Source organism: Subtercola endophyticus, from assembly GCF_021044565.1.
GTDB classification, from domain to species: Bacteria; Actinomycetota; Actinomycetes; order Actinomycetales; family Microbacteriaceae; genus Subtercola; species Subtercola endophyticus.
The window spans coordinates 3,369,819-3,387,789 of the sequence record NZ_CP087997.1; the positions used below are offsets into that span (position 1 = coordinate 3,369,819).

A 17,971-nucleotide genomic window follows, 5' to 3' on the forward strand; every position below is an offset into this window, starting at 1 on the left:
ACCCGTGAGCCGCATACGCTTGGGCGGGGTCGAATGCTTCTACGTTTTCGCCATCGGGCAGCGGCGCCTCCGTGCGGACACGGCAGCAGCTGCTCGGCTGCCGAGTTGCGAACCACACTCAATTAAGTGATGATTCCTCAATGGCGTCAATAATCAAGCACACGTTCCGGGCTCGAGCCGCATCGTTTTCAGCAGGCTCGGTGGGATGGAGCCCTCGACTCAGGGTCACTCTTCAGGGGCCCGTGCCCGCCGGTGCAAGCATTGTGTGGGCAGCCGCCCGGTCGGACGAGCCTCTGTGGTTCGAGCATCGGGTCGCTGTTCCTGAGCTTGCCGAATCCCAGACGACGACCGTCGACCTCCAGCATTGGGAGGTCGACGGTGATCTGGTGATGGCCGACTCGGTATTCCTTTCGCTGCAGCTCGTTTCCGAGCTCGAAGGCGTCGTTGAGTTGTTGCCCCACGGGTTTCTGGCCGTCGATGCCATCACCGGAGAGCATCGCTTCGCCGTCGACAACGACTGGCTCCTAACCACGGCCTTCGTGGCACTCGACGTGGTCGACGAGTTCGACGCGCCCAAGCTCGCGGTGACGATGTTCCTTAAAGGCGCGGTCGATGCCTACCAGCTCGAGGCGCACTGCTTCTACAACGGCGCTCGGTTCGCCGCGGCATCAGACGTCGAAACGCGATACACGTTCACCGCGAGCGACGGATCCGTCGTGGGGCAGGAGGTGGTCGCCGAATTCGATGCCGTGCGCGGCTGGAACAACCTCAGCGACTCGGGCTGGGGTGGCGACTGGCACCTGCTCGACGCGAACGACGGTCAGTACGAGGTGAAGCTGCTGCGCGATTCGCGGGTGGCGCGGGTGGTGGCCTTCACGGTGCAGGGTGGGCGCATCGTGGTGCCTGAATCCGGCGCCGAGACCGCGGCCTGGGGCGCCGACTCGTCTGCGATGCGCGGCGTGGAGTTCTCGCCCGAATTCGGTGCGGTCATCGTGCTGGACGCTTCGGTGCACGGCGACCTCGACGGCGATTGGAGTGCGGGAAGTTCGCCCGTGTTCTACGCCGTATCGGCCGGGCCGCAGGCGAGCATCGACGACGTGTACGCCCAGCGTGTCGAGCGCCCGAAGCCTTCGCTCGCAGCGCTCGACGACGAAACCGCGCGGGCTTTGCAGGCCTACCTCGACCGGGTCGAGCGACTCCTCGCCACCTGGGAGGCAGACCTGATCGGCGCAGACCTGATCGGTGCCGAAGGTCCGTTCGACTACTCCCAGGTGCTGGCGGCCGAAGCGGTGCTGCGCGAACGACCCGGATACGACGAGCTGGCCGCGGCCGTGCATCACGTGCCCGACGCGCACGAGGTCGATCGGGCTTTCGCTCTCTCGCCGAGCGCGGGTGAGCCCGTAGACGCGTCTAGCCAGCCGTGCACGCTGGGCGCTCTGCGCGACCGGATGCTCGCCCTCTTCGCCGCCGCCGAAACGCGCGTCTCGGCCGCAGCAGGTGCAGAAGACGACGAGCTCGCGCCCTACCGCTCACTGCTCTCGGGCGACAAGCTCTCCCTCTTCGAGGACCACCCGGCGAACAGCTTCGTTTATACGACGATCGGCGGCCGGATCATGCGCACCCCCGAAGAGGTCGCCGAAGCCGAGTACTGGTTCTTCGAAGGGCCGACCGACGTGCCGAGCACCGCCACCGTCGAGGGTGTCGACGTGCGTGTCACCGTGCGCGGCTGGCGTGTGCGTGGCTGGCGATTCGCCGACGACGGCATCATTGTCGGCGCCGTGGAATTCTCGGGTGTTGGCCAGACGGCCCCCTCGTCGGCCTTTCGTTTCGCGCCTCCGCCGACGAAAACGTAGGAGATTTGGCACCCGGGGGCGCTATACCCCGGGGTGGCGGCGATCCTCCTATGTTTTTCGTGGGCGGCGCAGCTAGAGCCAGCCGCGGCGCTTGAAGACGAAGTAGAGCCCGACGCCCGAGGCGAGCATGAGGGCGAGGGCGAAGGGGTAGCCGAGAAACCACTTGAGCTCGGGCATGTTGGTGAAGTTCATGCCGTAGATGGCCGCCACGAGGGTGGGCGCGAATAAGACGGCGGCCCAGGAGGAGATCTTCTTGACCTGCTCGCCCTGGGCGAGGCTGGTCTCGGTCATGCGGGTCATCTCGTCGTTCTGCTTTTGGGCGATGAGGGTCGAATGCACGGTGAGGGCGTTCTGGAGCAGGGTTCTGAACGATTCCGAGCGGTCGATGACGCGCAAGACGTGGTCGAGCACGTCGCGCAGGTGACGTTTGACCTCGAGCACCCCGAGGTCGGAATGCGCGCGTGAGTCTTCGTCGAGTACCTTCTCGTCGGCGGCGGCACGGGAATGCTCGGCGGAGGCCGATGCCGAGTCGCTCTGCCGAGCATCCGGTGCACCGCCGACGGCGCCCGGCGCACCGCTGAAGGCGCCCGGCGCGCCGGCCTCGTCGAGCCCCTCGAGCAGGCGCCGCAGAATCTCTTCGAGCGGATGCGTCGCGCGCTGAAACTCGATGACCTCGCGCAACAGGTCGTAGATGCGCCGCGAGACTTCGCGGTCTCCGCTGAAGAGCTGGTCTTCGATCTCATCGATGTCGTTCTCGAGCCCGGCGATGACGGGCGCGTAGTCGTCCACGATGAGGTCCATGATGCCGTAGAGAATCATTCGCGGTCCGCCGGAGAGAAGCTCCGGATGCTCCTCCAACCGCTTTCGAACGGCCCCGATGTCGGGAAAATCACCGTGCTTCACCGAGACCACGAAGTCGGGCCCCATGAACACGTGCACCTCGCTGAACTTCACCTTCTCGACGTCGTCGAGGTATTTCGCGGGACGCAGCACGACGAACAGCGTCTCGCCGTAACGCTCGAGCTTGGAGCGCTGGTGCCCGGTCAGCGCGTCGGTCACGGCGAGATGGTGCAGGCTGAGCTCGTCGGCGACGGCCTGGAGCTCGGCACGATCGGGGTGCACCATGTCGATCCACGCGACGCCGTGGTGCTCGCGCATCACCTCGAAGGTCTCGTCGAGCGTGCGCGGTTCGGCGGTGCGCTTTCCGTCGACGTAGACGGCGTTGTCGGTGATGCTCGAGTCTGACTTTGTCGCTTCTGTGGGCGCGTTGGGCTTGGTGTCGGTCATTCGGGGTGCTCCTCTTCGGTGTCTCCCCCGGCGGCGGTCGCGGCGAGTGGATGCGCGGCTGCCCCTGTGCCGCCGAGCGGGCGGTGTTCTAGCCCCCGCTGCTCGAGCACCGCCATCGCGGCGTTGTGCCCACCGAGGGCGCTGACCGCTCCGCCGCGCCGGGCGCCGGATCCGCACAGCAGCAGCTGCGGGTGCGCCGTAGCGACTCCCCAGCGCTCGGCGGCGGAGTCGAGGGGCGCGTCGTCATCGACGAAGGGCCACGACAGCGGTCCGTGAAAGATGTTGCCGCCGGGCATCCGCAACGCCTCTTCGATGTCGAGGGTCGTCTTGGTTTCGATGCACGGTTCGCCGTTGGCGCCCAGCAGCAGGCAGTCTTCGATCGGCTCGGCGAGCACGCTGTCGAGCGAGGCGAGCACGGCGGCCTGCGCCGTAGCCCGAAAAGCGCCGGGTGCGTCGACGCCCTCCGCAGCAGCAGCGGCAGCGGTCGCGGCCAGGCGATGCGGAACCTGCAGCGCGAAGACGGTGAGTGTCTGGGCTCCGGCGGCCTGCAACTCGGGCGACAGGATGCTCGGGTCGGCCAGTGAGTGCGCATAGATCTCGCACGGCAGCGGGTTCGGCAGTCGCCCTGCGGCCGCCTCGTCGTACGCGGCATCGAGCTGGGTGTACGTCTCGTTGATGTGGAACGTTCCACCGAAGGCCTGCTCGGGCGTCACCCGTGCGTCGCGCAGTCGCGGCAGCCGCGCGAGCAGCAGGTTCACCTTCACCTGGGCGCCCTCGGGCGCCTTCGGCACCGGTAGGGCACCGGATGCTCCGCCGGCCTCGAGCAGCCGGTTCAGTTCGAGCGGGGCGACGTTGGCCAGCACGGTGGTGGCGTGGAGGGTGTGCTCGGCGTGATCCAGAACGTAACGAACTTCGGGTGAGGCGGTGGGGCCGCCCGAGTGGGTCGAGGGTTCGCCGGCGGCAGCGGAACCGCTCGAGGTCGGCGCCCCCGGTACCGTACCGCCGGGCATCCGCACCGTCGGCACGGTACCGCCGGGCATCCGCGCGCCCGGTACCGCGCCGCCGACCATCGTCACCGCCGTCACCTCGGCGCCGGTGACGATGGTCGCGCCCGCCTTGAGCGCGACCCGGCGCAATTCGTCGGTGACGGTGCCCATGCCGCCGATGGGAATGTTCCACGAGCCGTCGCCCTGGCCGATGAGGTGGTAGAGAAAGCAGATGTTCTGCTGCAGGTCGGGGTCGTCGAGGCGGGCGAAGGTTCCGATGAGGGCGTCGGTAGCGATCACGCCGCGCACCACGTCGTTCTGCAGGTGGCGCGTGATGATCTCGCCGATGGGGCGCTCGATCATGGCGTGCCAGGTGTTGTCGGCTCCGACGAGTTCGCGGGCATCCGATCGCCGGCGCAGCGGCTCGGTGAGTGTGGGCCAGAGCTTCTCGGTGAGGTCGCGGCAGTGGCGGTAGAACTCGTGAAAGAGGTCTGCGTCGTCGCCGGCGCCGATGCCGGTGAACGACTCGCGGGTCGCCTCGAGGTCGGCCGTGTCGATCAGCAGTGCACGGGCGGGGTCGCCGGGCACGGGCGTGTACGACGAGTAGCGGCGTTCGGCGAAGGCGAGGTCGAGCCCGAGGTCGTCGATGATCTGCTGCGGCAACAGGCTCACCAGGTACGAGTAGCGCGAGAGGCGGGCATCCACCCCGGCGAAGGGAGCCGTCGAGACGGCCGCGCCGCCGGTGGTGGGCAGGCGCTCGAGCACGGTGACGGCGAGCCCGGCGCGGGCGAGGTAGGCCGCCGCAGCGAGGCCGTTGTGGCCGCCGCCGACGATGACGATGTCGGTCGCGGCGCTCTCGGGCGGCTGCTCTGCGTTCACCCCTTGAGCATAGGACTCGAATCCTGTGCGGCAGGGGTGGGCGTCGGCCGGGTTGACACGACGGGCTCGGCGGGCAGTGCTGGCGCCGGGTTGGCCTGCGTCGGCAGCTCGGGTTGCTCGGGTTGCGCGGGCTGCGCAGGCCGCCCTGGCCGGCCGGGCAGCGCGAACGACAGCGCCATCGCCAGCACCGTGAACCCGATCGCCCACCAGAACGCCTGGTCGAACGCCGACGCCAGAGCTGCAGTGCCCGGTCCGGCCGCCGCGCCGCCCGTTACGCCGCTGCCGCCAGCACCGCTGCTGCCACCGGCCGCCGCGACCGCCGTCTCGAGAATCACCGCGAGCACCGCAACACCCACGGCCCCGCCGATCTGCGTCGCGATGCGGGTCAGGATGCTCGCATGAGGCACCTCGTGTCGTTCGAGCCCGATGAAGGCCACCGCCATCAGCGGAATCGTCACCGCTCCCAGCCCGAACCCGCGCAGCAGCAGCGCACCCATCAGCACCCATTCGTTCGTTGTGGCGCCAGAAAGCGCGAACGGAACCGTCGCAAGACCTACGATGGCGAACCCGACGAAGGTGACCGCCCGGGCGCCAATGCGATCGGTGAGGCGGCCCGCGAGGGAACGGCTGAAGAACGTTCCGATGCCTTGCGGCACCAGCAGCAGGCCGGCCCCGAGCGCGTCGAGTCCGCGTACCTCCTGCCAGTACAGCGGAAGCAGAAGCATCGCGCCGTACAGCGAGGCGCCCGAGAGAAAGAGGAGGGCGGAGGCGGAGGCGACCGGGCGGTGTCGGAACAGCCGAACATCCACCAGCGCCCGCTCGCCGCGCCGGGTGGCCGTCATGGCGAACGCCACCAGCAGCGCGGCGCCCGCGATCAGCGGAATCAGCACGTCGGCGCGGGCGAAGGCACCCGGCTGGCTGACGTTCGAGAGGGCGTACAGCACCCCGACCAGCCCGGGAGACAGCAGCACCAGCCCGACGAGGTCAAGACGAATGGGCGTGGGCCGGGCATCCTTCGGCAGCATTCGCCAGGCGAGGATGAACCCCACCACACAGAACGGAACGTTCACCCAGAACAACCATCGCCAGTCGAGCGAGTTCAGGATGAGCCCTCCGAGCACCGGGCCGAGCACGGGACCCAGTACGGCCGGCAGACTGACGGCCGACATGATGCGGCCGAGGTTCTTTCCGTTGGCGGCCTGCATCACGAGCGTCGACATGAGGGGCAGCATCACCCCGCCGCCGATGCCTTGCAGAACGCGGAAGGCGATGAGGCTCTCGGCGCTCCAGGCCAGGCTGCAGAGAATGGAGCCGATCATGAACACGGTGAGGGCGAACATCCAGAGCCGCTTGCCGCCGAATCGGCTCTGACCCCAGCCGACGAGCGGAATCGTGACGCCGAGCGCGAGCAGGTACCCGGTGCTCACCCACTGGATGGTCGCGACCGAGGTATTGAGTTCGCGGGCGAGGGTCGGCAGGGCGACGCTCACGATGGTGGTGTCGAAGATGACCGCCATGGCGCCGACGATGACGACGGTGGCAATGCGGATGACCGCGGGATCGATGCGGTCGCGCTCGGGTTTCGCTGCTGCTGTGCTCATCGGGTGCCTTTCTTAAGGTACAGGCGTGTATCTTCTGGCGCCAGCGTAGCGGGGCGCGATAAGATGCACAAGTGAGTCTTGATGCGAGTGCCCGGCGTGGGGCTGTGGCGGCGGTGGGGACGGCTGAGGCTGGGCGGGCCGAGCCCGCGCAGGCCGCCGACGCCACTGAGCCTGCCGACGCCGCGGAGCATGCCGACGCCGCGGAGCACGCCGTGCCCGCGCAGGCTGCCGACGCCGACGAGCCCGCCGCGCCCGCCGAGCGTGCGCAGGCTGCCGACGCCGCGGAGTACGCCGTGCCCGCGCAGGCTGAATACGTGGCGCCTGCCGAGCCTATGCAGGCGCCCGACGCTGCGGAGCCCGCCGAGCCTACGCAGGCGCCCGACGCTGCGGAACCCCCCGAGCCGGCACGCCGCCGCCGCGGCCAAGAACTCGAAGACGCCCTGCTCGAGGCCGCGTGGCTGCAGCTCGTCGACGGCGGCTACGGATCGTTCACCGTCGACGCCGTCGCCGATCTGGCCGGAACCAGCCGCCCGGTGCTCTACCGGCGCTGGCCCGACCGTGAGGCGCTCGCGCTCGCCGCGATCCGGCATGCCTTCGAGCAGGCCGATCGCCCCGACTTCGACACCGGATCGCTGCGTGGCGACCTCATCGCCTACCTGAGCTACGCGAACGACACACGTCTCGAGTTCGCTGCCGTCGTGAGCGCCCAGCTCGGCTCGTTCTATCGCGACACCGGAACGAGCATGGCCGACCTGCGCACCTTTCTGCTCGGCGACAGCGCCGGCTCGGTGATGGATGTGATTCTCGCCCGCGCCGCGGCCCGAGGCGAGGTCGATCTCGCGCGCATCACGCCGCGTGTCGCCGCTGTTGCGTTCGATCTCTTTCGTCACGAGGCACTGATGACCATGAAGCCGGTGCCGCAGCCGGCGATGCTCGCCATCGTCGACGACATCTTCTTGCCTCTGGTGCTGTTGCCCGGTGCGGCCGCCCGCGCCAACTGAGGCTGATGTGACACGACTGCGGTCGTCATAGCTGGCTCACTCAGGCCGTGACTACCTCAACTGGGGCTTGGGATGGGGCTCGGGCGGGGCGGGCGAGCGCGACTGTCAGGGGAACGATCTAGTCTGCTGAACACGATGGATGCCCTGCTCGAGTCGCCCGCGCCACTGACCACGACGTACCTGTCGTCGCGCGCGCTCAACGTGCGACAGACGGTCGGGCCGCTGCTGCGCGGTGCGACGGAGCCGACCATGCGCCTGACGCCGAACGGGTTCTGGCGCGTGATGCGTACGCCCGACGGGCCCGCGACGCTGCGTGTCGAGGTGGGAGGTTCCGGTGCGGGTGCGAGTGAGAGTGCGAATGCGGGTGCGAGTGAGGGTGCGAATGCGGGTGCGAGTGTTGGTGCAAGCGCGGGTGCGGGTGCGCCGGCGATGGCCGAGGGCGCGCATCACGCGCGCGTCGTGCACGCCTCGGCCTGGGGCGAAGGCGCCGAGTGGGTGCTCGATGCGCTGCCCGCGTTGCTCGGGCACGGCGACTCGTGGAACGACCTCGACCTGTCGCGCGTGCCACTGCTGGCCGAGGTGCGCCGCCGCAACCCGGGCATGTGGCTGACCCGCACGTCGTTGGTGTTCGAGTCGCTCGTGCCGAGCATCCTGGAGCAGAAGGTGACCACCGTCGAAGCTCGCCGATCGTGGCATTACCTGCTGCGAAAGTTCGGCGAGCCTGCGCCGGGGCCGGCGCCTGAGGGAATGCGCGTGCAGCCGTCAGCGCGCGGCTGGGCCATGATTCCGTCGTGGGAGTGGCACCGGGCCGGCGTCGGCCCCGACCGCTCGCGCGCGATCGTGATGGCGGCGGCCGTCGTGGCGAGCCTCGACCGCCTGGGCGCCGCCTCGCCCGCGGTGTCGCGCGACACCAACGTGCCCGACGGCGAACTGCCTGGCGAGCTGCCTGGCGGCGCGGCGTCGACCGGCGGCCCTTTCGCCGACGTGCTCGAGAAACTGCAGACCCTGCACGGCGTCGGCCCGTGGACGGCCGCGGAGACGAGCCAGCGTTCGCACGGGCATCCGGATGCCGTGAGCGTCGGCGACTACCACCTCGCGGCCCACGTCGGCTGGGTTCTCGTCGGAAAGCCCGTCGACGACGACGGCATGCTCGAGCTGCTCGAGCCCTGGCGCGGGCAGCGGCAGCGCATCGTGCGGCTCATCCTCGCCAGCGGCATCGCCAAACCGCGCTTCGGGCCCCGCGCGACCATCCAAGACCACCGCGGGCACTGAGAGAAGCGAGCAAAACGATGCTTGGCGCCGCCGTCGACGTTGACGGAATATGTGTTGAGTCACATAGTGGGGAGAATGGAAGCATTCGGCACCCGGAGATCACATGGTCAAGCAATTCGATGAACTCGCCCAGCGGGCGAAGGCCGGTTGGTCGAGCGACACGCACGACGTCCACGCCACCACGTCTGCCGAATTCTCTGCGCGGGTAAGCGAACAGGTTGAACTCGGGGCCGAGATCGCGTCGGCGCGCAAGGCGCTTTCGCTCAGTCAGGCTGCGTTGTCGGAGTTGTGCGGCATCCAGCAAGCGGAGATCAGCCGAATCGAGCGCGGCGTCGGCAACCCCACCGCCGCAACTCTTCTTCGCCTTGCGGATGCGCTCGGTCAGCGCCTTACGTTGGTCTCGCTCGCAGGCTGACGGCGGGCAATGGCCAGCAGGTTCCGGCGAAGCACCCGGCCCAGGGCTACTCGTGCCAGCGGGCCAGCGGCGCGCATCCACCAGGCCGCGGGGCGCCAGACCACGCGGATGACCACGCGCACCTGGCCGGTGGAGTTCTGTTCGACGTGGTAGCTCTTCCATCCGAGCTGCGGATGCCCGGTCAGGGCCACGTGCGAGAAGCCGGCCTTCGTGGGGGTGTCGGTCACCTCGTAGACGCGGCAGATCACCCGGGGCCGAAGCGGCCCGAACGGAATGCGGAACACCGACACGGCGCCCAGCTCGACCCGCGGCGGAACGTCGACGAACACGAAGCCCGAACCGCGCTGCACCTGCCACGTGAAAAGCGCTTCGCGGGCGAACCCGAAGAACGCGGCCGTGTTCGGCGCCAGGTTCTCGATTGCGGGCCTCATTCGGCCATTGTCTCAGGCGCTGCGCCGAGGGTCGGCATGCAAAAACAGAGGGGATTCGGGGGTGGTGCAGCGTATGAGGCCGTTGAGGTGCAGATTCTCCTCTTTTTCGGCACCGAGTCTCTCGAGGGCAACGCGCTGGTGGTTCGGGCTGACGGTGCGGTTGGGCGGAGACACTCCGCGCCTGGGGTGTGGATGACCGGGGTTCTCGGTCGCGTGCGGGATAGTGTCGAAGCATGGTCGACGTGGCACACGAACCCGCCTCGGAGGGGTCCCCGAACGACTCCGGGCTGGCGCCTCGGATAGTGGACTCGGTGGCCACTCCCGTGGCCGGTGACTCCAGCCCCGACGCCACCCAGGTGATTGAACCGCTGCCCGCCGATCCCGACGCGACGCAGGTGATCGAACCGCTTGACCCCGAGTTCTTGGCCTCGGGTGCGGGCGAGGAGTCGGCGGATGACGCCGCAGACGCGACCGTCAGCAACTTCGCCCCCGCCGCCGATGCCCCCGCCGCCGACCCCGCCAGCGCCGACACCGCCGCCAGAGACGCCGCCGACCCTGCGGCCGCTGATGCTGACGCCGACCCCGCCGCCGACCCCGGCCTCGCCGGCCTCGGCACCGCCGCCGTGGTGCTGGCCCGCCGCTGGCTGGCCGAGAGCGCCGACGCCCCCGTCGACGAGTCGGCCGCCCGTCTCGCCGGGGTGCTCAAAGACCCGAACGGGCTCGCCTTCACGGTGGGCTTCGTCGACGGCGTCGCCCGGCCCGACGACGCGGTGGTCGCCGGCAAGAACCTCGAGCAGCTCGCCGCCATCACGCCCGAGTTTCTGCCCCCGCACCTGCGCAGGGCCATCCGACTGGGCGGATCGCTCGGTGAGGCGCTGCCCTGGGTGGTCGTTCCCACGTCGAAGCGGGTGCTGCGCCGCATGGTCGGGCACCTCATCGCCGACGCGAGCCCGCACAAGCTCGGCAAGGCCATCGCGGCACTGCGAGCCGATGGCGCGCGCCTCAACCTCAACCTGCTCGGCGAGGCGGTGCTCGGCGAGCGCGAGGCGCAGAACCGCCTCGCCGGAACCCTCGAACTGCTCGCCCGCGACGACGTCGACTACGTGTCGGTTAAGCTTTCGTCGATCGCTGCCGACCTGTCGCTGTGGGCGTTCGACGAGACGGTCGAGCGGGTCGCGAACAGCCTCGTTCCGCTCTACACGCTCGCGCTGCCCGGCGGCGGCAGTGCATCCGGTGCGCCCGGCGGCCGCCGAGCATCCACTTCTCCCGCCAAGTTCATCAATCTCGATATGGAGGAGTACGCCGACCTCGACCTCACGATCGCGGTGTTCGAGAGGGTGCTCGAGCGCCCGCAGTTCCAGCACCTCGACGCCGGAATCGTGCTGCAGGCGTACCTGCCCGACGCGCTCTCCGCGATGCAACGCCTGCAAACGTGGGCGGCAGCACGCGTCGCGAACGGCGGGGCGCCCATCAAGGTGCGGCTCGTGAAGGGTGCGAACCTCGCCATGGAACGTGTCGATGCGATCATCCACGGCTGGCCCCTGGCCACTTGGGGCAGCAAAGAAGAGACCGACACGAACTACAAGCGCGTGCTGAACTGGGCGCTGACGCGCGACCGAACGGATGCAGTACAGATCGGCATTGCCGGCCACAACCTGTTCGACATCGCCTTCGCCTGGCTGCTCGCCGAGCGCCGTGGCGTAACCGACCGAATCGACTTCGAGATGCTGCTCGGCATGGCCACCGGGCAGGCGGACGCGGTACGCCGCCAGGTCGGCGGGCTGCTGCTGTATACGCCCGTGGTACATCCGCGGGAGTTCAACGTGGCCATCAACTACCTCGTGCGCCGCCTCGAAGAGAACGCCAGCGACGAGAACTTCATGTCGGCCGTGTTCGACATCGGCACCGACCAACCGGCGTTCAACCGCGAGCGCGACCGGTTTCTCGCGTCGCTGGCCGCACTTGAGGCCGAGCTGGCGGAGGCTGCGCCGGGCGAGGTGGATGCTCGGGCCGAGGCGGCGCTGGGCGAAGTGGATGCCCGGGGCAAGGTCGCGCCCGGCGAGGTGGATGCCCGGGGTGGCGCGGAAACCGGCGAAGTGGATGCTCACGCTGAGCCCGAACCTGAGCCTGAGCCTGAGCCTGAGCCCGAACCGGCGCCCGAACCCGCCGTCCCGCTCCCCCGCCGAACCCAGAACCGCGCCAACCCCGACACGCTCACGGCCCCGCCCCGCGGCGAGTTCGCGAACACTCCCGACACCGACCCGAGCCTGCCGGCGAACCGGGAGTGGGCGCGGCACATTCTGTCGCGCGTGCCCACCTCGCGGCTCGGGGACGACACCATCGCGGGCGCCCTGTACGCCGATCCCGAGCTGCTCGACGCCGTCATCGAGCGCACCGCCGAGGCCGGCCGCAGCTGGGGAGCGCGCCCTGCAGAAGAGCGCGCCGCCGCTCTGCGCCGCGCCGGGCTCGCGCTCGAGGCCAACCGTGATCTGCTGCTCGAAGTGATGGCGAGCGAGACCGGCAAGACCCTCGCCGAGGGCGATCCCGAGGTCAGCGAGGCCGTGGACTTCGCCCGCTACTACAGCGTGCAGGCGACCGAACTCGAGCAGGTCGACGGCGCGACCTTCGTGCCCCCGACGCTTATCGTGGTGGCTCCGCCGTGGAACTTTCCGGTCTCGATTCCGACGGGCGGAGTGCTCGCTGCGCTCGCCGCGGGGGCGGGTGTCGTGTTCAAGCCGGCCCCCCAGGCGCGCCGCTCGGCGGCGGTCATCGCCGAATCGCTTTGGGAAGCGGGCATCCCGCGCGACCTGCTGACCCTGGTGGATCTCGACGAGAACGACCTCGGCCGGCACCTCATCACGCATCCGCTGGTCGACCGCGTGATTCTGACCGGTTCGTACGACACGGCGGCGCTGTTCCGATCGTGGCGGCCCGACCTGCCGCTGCTGGCCGAGACCAGCGGAAAGAACGCCATCATCGTCACGCCGAGCGCCGACCTCGATCTCGCCGCCGAAGATGTGGTGAAGAGCGCGTTCGGGCACGCCGGACAGAAGTGCTCGGCCGCGAGCCTCGTGATTCTCGTCGGGTCGGTCGCCCGCTCGGCACGGTTCAAGAACCAGCTCGTCGACGCGGTCAGCTCGCTTCGCGTCGGGTATCCCATCGACCCCGCCGCGCAGATGGGCCCGCTGATCGAGCCCGCGGCCGGCACGCTGCTGGATGCCCTGACCACCCTCGGGCCGGGCGAACAGTGGCTCGTGCAGCCGCGGTCACTCGACGAGACGGGCCGCCTGTGGTCTCCGGGCGTGCGCACGGGGGTCGCCCCGGGGTCGGCGTTCCACCGCACGGAATACTTCGGGCCCGTGCTCGGCATCATGCACGCTCCCACCCTCGCGGCGGCGGTGGAGCTGCAGAACGCCGGCGAATTCGGGCTCACCGCGGGCATCCACTCGCTCGATGCGAGCGAGATCGACCAGTGGCTCGCGAGCGTCGAGGCGGGCAACCTGTACGTGAACCGTTCGATCACCGGCGCGGTCGTGCGGCGCCAGCCGTTCGGCGGCTGGAAGCGCTCGGCCGTCGGATCCGGAGCCAAGGCGGGCGGCCCGAACTACCTCGTGCACCTCGGCTCGTGGGTCGACGAACCCGGGCAGGCGGGCGACGACATCAGCCTCGCCCCGCTTGCTCCCACGGTCGCCGCTCTGCTCGAGGCATCGACCGGCGGTCTCGACTGGCAGCAGTTCGAGGTGGTGCGCCGCGCGGCCGTCGGCGACGAGGATGCCTGGCAGAACTTCTTTGCGCCCACCGATGTGTCGGCGCTCGGGGTCGAGCGCAATGTGCTGCGGTATCGGCCGCTTCCGGTGCTCGTGCGGCTCTCGGAGGGGCAGCCGCTCGGGTCGCTCGTGCGGGTGCTGGCCGCGGCGACGCGCGCGGGTGCGCCGCTCGTGCTGAGCACGGCGCTGAAACTGCCGCGTCCGCTGCGCGCCCTGCTCAAGGAGCGCCGCGTGAAGGTGTTCGTCGAGAGTGACGCGGAGTGGCTGGCGCGGGCGTCCGCCGCGTTCGGGCCTGCAGCGCGGGGTGATGCCGGCGCGGCCGGTGGGGCTACTTCGGCGGCCGCGGTCGGGGCGCGCACGTTTGGCGCATCCGCGCCCGCCCGAGCAGGCGCGGATGCGCCGAACTCCGGCGTGTCGCGAGGCGGGCGTGGGCGAGACGGGCAGGCCGGCAGACCGGGTGCGGCGGGTGACGGCGTCGACTTCGGCATCGGCTCGGGAGTAGCGGGCGACGGGCTCGGGCTCGACGGCGAACTCGTGCCGGAACGCATCGCCACCGTCGGCGGCGACCTCTCCGACTCAGCCGGCCTCGGGGCGGCCGTCGGCTCGTCGCCCGTGACGCGCATCCGGATGATCGGGGGAGACCCGGTGGCCCTCGCTGCCGCCCTCGGCGGAAGCCCCGACGTGGCGGTCTACGCCGGCGAGGTCACCCGTTCTGCGCGCATCGAGCTGCTGCCGTTCGTGCGCGAGCAGGCCGTCAGCATCACCAACCACCGCTTCGGCAACCCGAGCCCGCTCGCCGCGGGCATCCTGCCCCTCGAGTAGTCCCTGCCCGCTGGTGCGGCCCGCATCCCGTGCCCGAGCACGCTGCACGCTGCACGCTGCACGCTGCCCGAATCCGCGGTAGTTCGGCGCTTCCGCGGTAGTTCGAACCACCGCGAAAGCGCCAAAACACCGCGCATCCCCGGGGCGGAAAGGGGGAGGGGTCACGGGGGCGCATCAGGAGGGTGGCGCGGCCCGCAGGGCGGCCTCGACGAAGGCCAGGGCATCCGTATCGGCGACACCGAGCTCGCGGATGCGCGCGGCGAAGGTGAGCGCCGCCGCCTGGGCCTGGCGCGCCGGGCCCTCCCCGACGGGGGCGACGGTGGTGCCGTTGCGTCCGCGGGTTATGACGATCTCGTCGCGCTCGAGCTCGCGGTAGACCTTCGCCACGGTGTTGGGCGCCAATCCGAGAGCGTCTGCCAGGGCGCGCACGGCGGGCAGGCGGATGCCCGGCGCGAGTTCACCGCCTGACACCGCCTGCACGATCTGCGCCCGCAGCTGCTCTGACGCGGGGGTACGGGGTTGGGCATCCACACTCACCCGAACTGCACCCACCAGCGTCGTGGACGCGACCTCGGCTGCCGTGCCCGCCGCGGTCTTACCGCCTGTCGTGCCCGCCGCGGTCTTACCGGCTGCCGTGCCTGCCGCGGTCCTACCGCCTGTCGTGCCCGCCGCGACCCTGCCGCCCGGAGTGACCGCAGCACTCACCGCGCTCTCGCTGTCACCCGTGACGCTCACGGCGCCCCCGCTCTGCCACCGCCGCCGCCAACTGCCGCCTCCACCACCCGCGCCGCGCGTGGTCAGCGCTTGATGAGGTTCGACAGCACGATGGCGCTGCGGGTGTGATCCACGTTCGGAGCGATGCGAACCCGTTCAAGTGCCAGCTCGAGGCTCGGAATGTCTCGCGAACGCATGTGCACGATGGCGTCGGCGCTGCCGGTCACGGTTCCGGCGTCGACGACCTCGGGCACGCCCGAGAGAATGCGCTTGAGCTCGGCGGGGGCGACCGTGCCGCGGCAGAAGAGTTCGACGTACGCTTCGGTCACCTTGCCGTCGAGCGACGTGTCGAGTTGCACGGTGAAACCGCGGATGATTCCGTCGGAGATGAGCTTGTCGATGCGGCGTTTCACCGCAGATGCGGAGAGCCCGATGACCTGCCCGATGTCACCGTAACCGGTGCGCGCGTTGAGTTTGAGCAGGTCGATGATGCGAAAGTCGAGATTATCCACTGGGCGAGCATACGCCGCTTTCTTGCAGCAGGAGACATTCTGCGCACTTTTTCAGCGCACAACGCTCGACTATTGACATATCCGGCGTGTAACACTATTAGCGGCGTGCTCCCCGGGAGCCAAGTAGGACAGTGTCCGCCATCCACCCCACAGCTTCATAAGCGCAGGAGGATGCCAATGTCTACCCCGTTCACCGCAACCGTCTCACCGGTTTCACCCGCTGCCGACGCAGCCACCGGCCCCGCTGCCGAAGCAGCCACCGGCACGGCCGAGCGCCGCGCCAGCCCGCACACGTACCTGATGTGCCGCCCCGACTACTTCACGGTGACCTACAAGATCAATCCGTGGATGGATCCGGCGATCCCCACCGACACGAGCCTGGCGCTGCGGCAGTGGCAGGAACTGTACAAGACCTATATCGCCCTCGGCCACACCGTCGAGCTCATCGACCAGATCGAGGGCCTGCCCGACATGGTCTACTCGGCCAACGGCGGCTTCATCATCGACAACATCGCCTACGGCGCGAGCTTCACGCATCCCGAGCGGCAGGCAGAGGGCCCCGCGTACATGCGCTGGTTCGCCGAGCACGGCTACGACGTGCGCGAGCCCGCCAACGTCAACGAGGGCGAGGGCGACTTCATGCTCGTCGGCGACACGATCCTCGCCGGCACGGGCTTTCGCAGTGCATCCGATTCGCACGCCGAAGTGGCCCGCATCTACGGCCGCGAGGTCGTCACGCTGAACCTCGTCAACCCGAACTTCTACCACCTCGACACCGCGATCGCCGTGCTCAATGAGGGCGCCGGCGAGGCTCCGGATGCCGCGACCATCGCCTACCTGCCGAGTGCCTTCGACGCCGCGAGCCGCGCAGAACTCGAGCGGCGCTACCCCGACGCGATTCTGGTGAGCGAGACCGACGCCGGCGTGCTCGGGCTCAACTCGATCAGCGACGGATACAACGTGGTCATCGCCTCCCGCGCCACCGGCTTCGAGGCGCAGTTGCGAGAGCGCGGCTACAACCCCATCGGCGTCGACCTCAGCGAGCTTCTGCTCGGCGGCGGCGGAGTGAAGTGCTGCACCTTGGAGCTGCGCCGATGACTGCCGCACGCACGGAGAGCCCGGCCGCGGGCATCCACTCGTCGGGTGAGAACGCCGCGACCCCTAGTGACTCGTTCGTGGAGGGGTCGGTGGGGATCACCGACGAGGCCATCGCCCGCGAAGAAGCCCACGCGGCCCACAACTATCACCCCCTGCCCATCGTGGTGGAGTCGGGTGACGGCGCGTGGGTGACCGCCATTGACGGCCGCCGTTACCTCGACTGCCTCGCCGCCTACTCGGCGGTGAACTTCGGGCACTCGAACCCGGTGCTGCTGGAGGCGGCTCGCGCGCAGCTCGGCCGCATCACGCTCACCTCGCGCGCCTTCCACAACGACCAGCTCGGTCCGTTCGTGGAGGCGCTTGCCGAGCTCGCCGGCAAAGACATGGTGCTGCCCATGAACACGGGCGCCGAGGCCGTCGAATCCGGGCTGAAGGTCGCGCGCGCCTGGGGATACCGCGTGAAAGGCGTGCCCGACGGGCTGGCGAACATCATCGTGGCCGACGGCAACTTTCACGGTCGAACGATCTCGATCGTGAGCTTCAGCGACGACCCGACGGCGCGCGACGGCTTCGGGCCGTTCACGCCGGGGTTCCGCTCCGTTCCCTACGGAGACGCCGACGCGCTCGCTGCCGCCATCGACGAGAACACCGTCGCCGTGCTGCTCGAGCCGATTCAGGGCGAGGCCGGCATCATCGTGCCGCCCGCCTCGTACCTGCCTGCTGTGCGCGACATCTGCACGGCGAACAACGTGCTCATGATCGCCGACGAGATCCAGTCGGGCCTCGGCCGCACCGGAGCGACCTTCGCCTGCGACCGGGTCGGCGTCGTGCCCGACCTGTACCTGCTCGGCAAGGCACTCGGCGGCGGCATCGTGCCCGTGTCGGCTGTGGTCGGCAACGCCGACATCCTCGGTGTTCTGCAGCCCGGCGAACACGGATCCACCTTCGGCGGCAACCCCCTCGCCGCAGCCGTCGGCCGCGCCGTGGTCGACATGCTCGCCACCGGAGAGTACCAAGAGCGAGCGGATGCCCTGGGCCAGCGTCTCGCGGCGCGCCTGACGGCGCTTCTGGGTCACGGGGTCGTCGCCGTGCGCACCGCCGGGCTCTGGGCCGGAATCGACATCGATCCCGCCCTCGCTACCGGCCGTGAGGTCTGCGAACTGCTCATGCAGCGCGGCGTGCTCGCCAAAGACACTCACGGTTCGACCATCCGTCTCGCCCCGCCTCTCGTGGTCTCCCCCGAAGACCTCGACTGGGCCGTAGACCAACTCGAGGCCGTGCTGGCCACCCTCCGCTGAGCGGGCGAATCGACTTTGCTGAAAAGCACCTAAAA

General features: G+C 69.5%; 13 protein-coding genes. 7 read left to right on the top strand and 6 right to left on the bottom strand.

Annotation, left to right across the window (positions count from 1 at the left end):
• Positions 1-242 precede the first annotated feature (242 nt).
• Positions 243-1,853: a hypothetical protein gene (locus LQ955_RS15680; RefSeq protein ID WP_231025422.1), complete on the top strand. Its 1,611-nt coding sequence runs from the start codon at positions 243-245 to the stop codon at positions 1,851-1,853.
• 72 nt (positions 1,854-1,925) lie between these two features.
• On the opposite strand, the gene LQ955_RS15685 is transcribed toward LQ955_RS15680, so the two are convergent.
• The 3 genes from LQ955_RS15685 to LQ955_RS15695 are packed head-to-tail and all read right to left on the bottom strand — an operon-like array spanning position 1,926 to position 6,606.
• Positions 1,926-3,140, bottom strand: coding sequence for a magnesium and cobalt transport protein CorA (locus LQ955_RS15685; RefSeq protein ID WP_231025423.1), 1,215 nt, complete (start codon positions 3,138-3,140; stop codon positions 1,926-1,928).
• Complete coding sequence (locus LQ955_RS15690; protein ID WP_231025424.1) at positions 3,137-5,005, bottom strand: phytoene desaturase family protein; 1,869 nt, start codon at positions 5,003-5,005, stop codon at positions 3,137-3,139. Before LQ955_RS15690 ends, LQ955_RS15685 begins: the two co-directional genes overlap by 4 nt.
• A complete protein-coding gene (locus LQ955_RS15695) occupies positions 5,002-6,606 on the bottom strand; it encodes an MDR family MFS transporter (RefSeq protein ID WP_231025425.1) in 1,605 nt (534 codons plus the stop codon). The genes LQ955_RS15690 and LQ955_RS15695 overlap by 4 nt, the downstream gene beginning before the upstream one ends.
• Before the next feature lie 71 nt (positions 6,607-6,677).
• Here LQ955_RS15695 and LQ955_RS15700 point away from each other — a divergent pair, with 71 nt between their 5' ends.
• The 3 genes from LQ955_RS15700 to LQ955_RS15710 all read left to right on the top strand — a co-directional run bounded on the left by LQ955_RS15700 (position 6,678) and on the right by LQ955_RS15710 (position 9,294).
• Positions 6,678-7,607: a TetR/AcrR family transcriptional regulator gene (locus tag LQ955_RS15700; protein WP_231025426.1), complete on the top strand. Its 930-nt coding sequence runs from the start codon at positions 6,678-6,680 to the stop codon at positions 7,605-7,607.
• A 135-nt stretch (positions 7,608-7,742) separates the two neighbouring features.
• Positions 7,743-8,879: a DNA-3-methyladenine glycosylase family protein gene (locus LQ955_RS15705; protein ID WP_231025427.1), complete on the top strand. Its 1,137-nt coding sequence runs from the start codon at positions 7,743-7,745 to the stop codon at positions 8,877-8,879.
• A gap of 103 nt (positions 8,880-8,982) precedes the next feature.
• Positions 8,983-9,294, top strand: coding sequence for a helix-turn-helix domain-containing protein (locus LQ955_RS15710; protein WP_231025428.1), 312 nt, complete (start codon positions 8,983-8,985; stop codon positions 9,292-9,294).
• Here the strand turns inward: LQ955_RS15710 and LQ955_RS15715 are convergent.
• On the bottom strand, positions 9,261-9,725 hold the full coding sequence (locus LQ955_RS15715) for a DUF1990 family protein (protein WP_231025429.1): 465 nt from the start codon (positions 9,723-9,725) through the stop codon (positions 9,261-9,263). The two genes, LQ955_RS15710 and LQ955_RS15715, sit on opposite strands and share 34 nt — an antisense overlap.
• Positions 9,726-9,958: 233 nt before the next feature.
• Here LQ955_RS15715 and LQ955_RS15720 point away from each other — a divergent pair, with 233 nt between their 5' ends.
• On the top strand, positions 9,959-14,314 hold the full coding sequence (locus tag LQ955_RS15720) for a proline dehydrogenase family protein (RefSeq protein WP_231025430.1): 4,356 nt from the start codon (positions 9,959-9,961) through the stop codon (positions 14,312-14,314).
• Positions 14,315-14,488: 174 nt separating this feature from the next.
• Here LQ955_RS15720 and LQ955_RS15725 read toward each other — a convergent pair whose 3' ends face one another.
• Entirely contained in the window at positions 14,489-15,049 is a 561-nt protein-coding gene (locus tag LQ955_RS15725; protein WP_231025431.1) for a GntR family transcriptional regulator, read from the bottom strand.
• 62 nt (positions 15,050-15,111) lie between these two features.
• A complete protein-coding gene (locus LQ955_RS15730; protein ID WP_231025432.1) occupies positions 15,112-15,540 on the bottom strand; it encodes an Lrp/AsnC family transcriptional regulator in 429 nt (142 codons plus the stop codon).
• A gap of 177 nt (positions 15,541-15,717) precedes the next feature.
• Between LQ955_RS15730 and ddaH the strand changes: the two genes are divergently transcribed.
• Both ddaH and rocD read left to right on the top strand, forming a co-directional pair.
• On the top strand, positions 15,718-16,638 hold the full coding sequence (gene ddaH / locus LQ955_RS15735; RefSeq protein ID WP_390623391.1) for a dimethylargininase: 921 nt from the start codon (positions 15,718-15,720) through the stop codon (positions 16,636-16,638).
• Positions 16,635-17,936, top strand: coding sequence for an ornithine--oxo-acid transaminase (gene rocD / locus LQ955_RS15740; RefSeq protein WP_231025433.1), 1,302 nt, complete (start codon positions 16,635-16,637; stop codon positions 17,934-17,936). Before ddaH ends, rocD begins: the two co-directional genes overlap by 4 nt.
• Positions 17,937-17,971 lie beyond the last annotated feature (35 nt).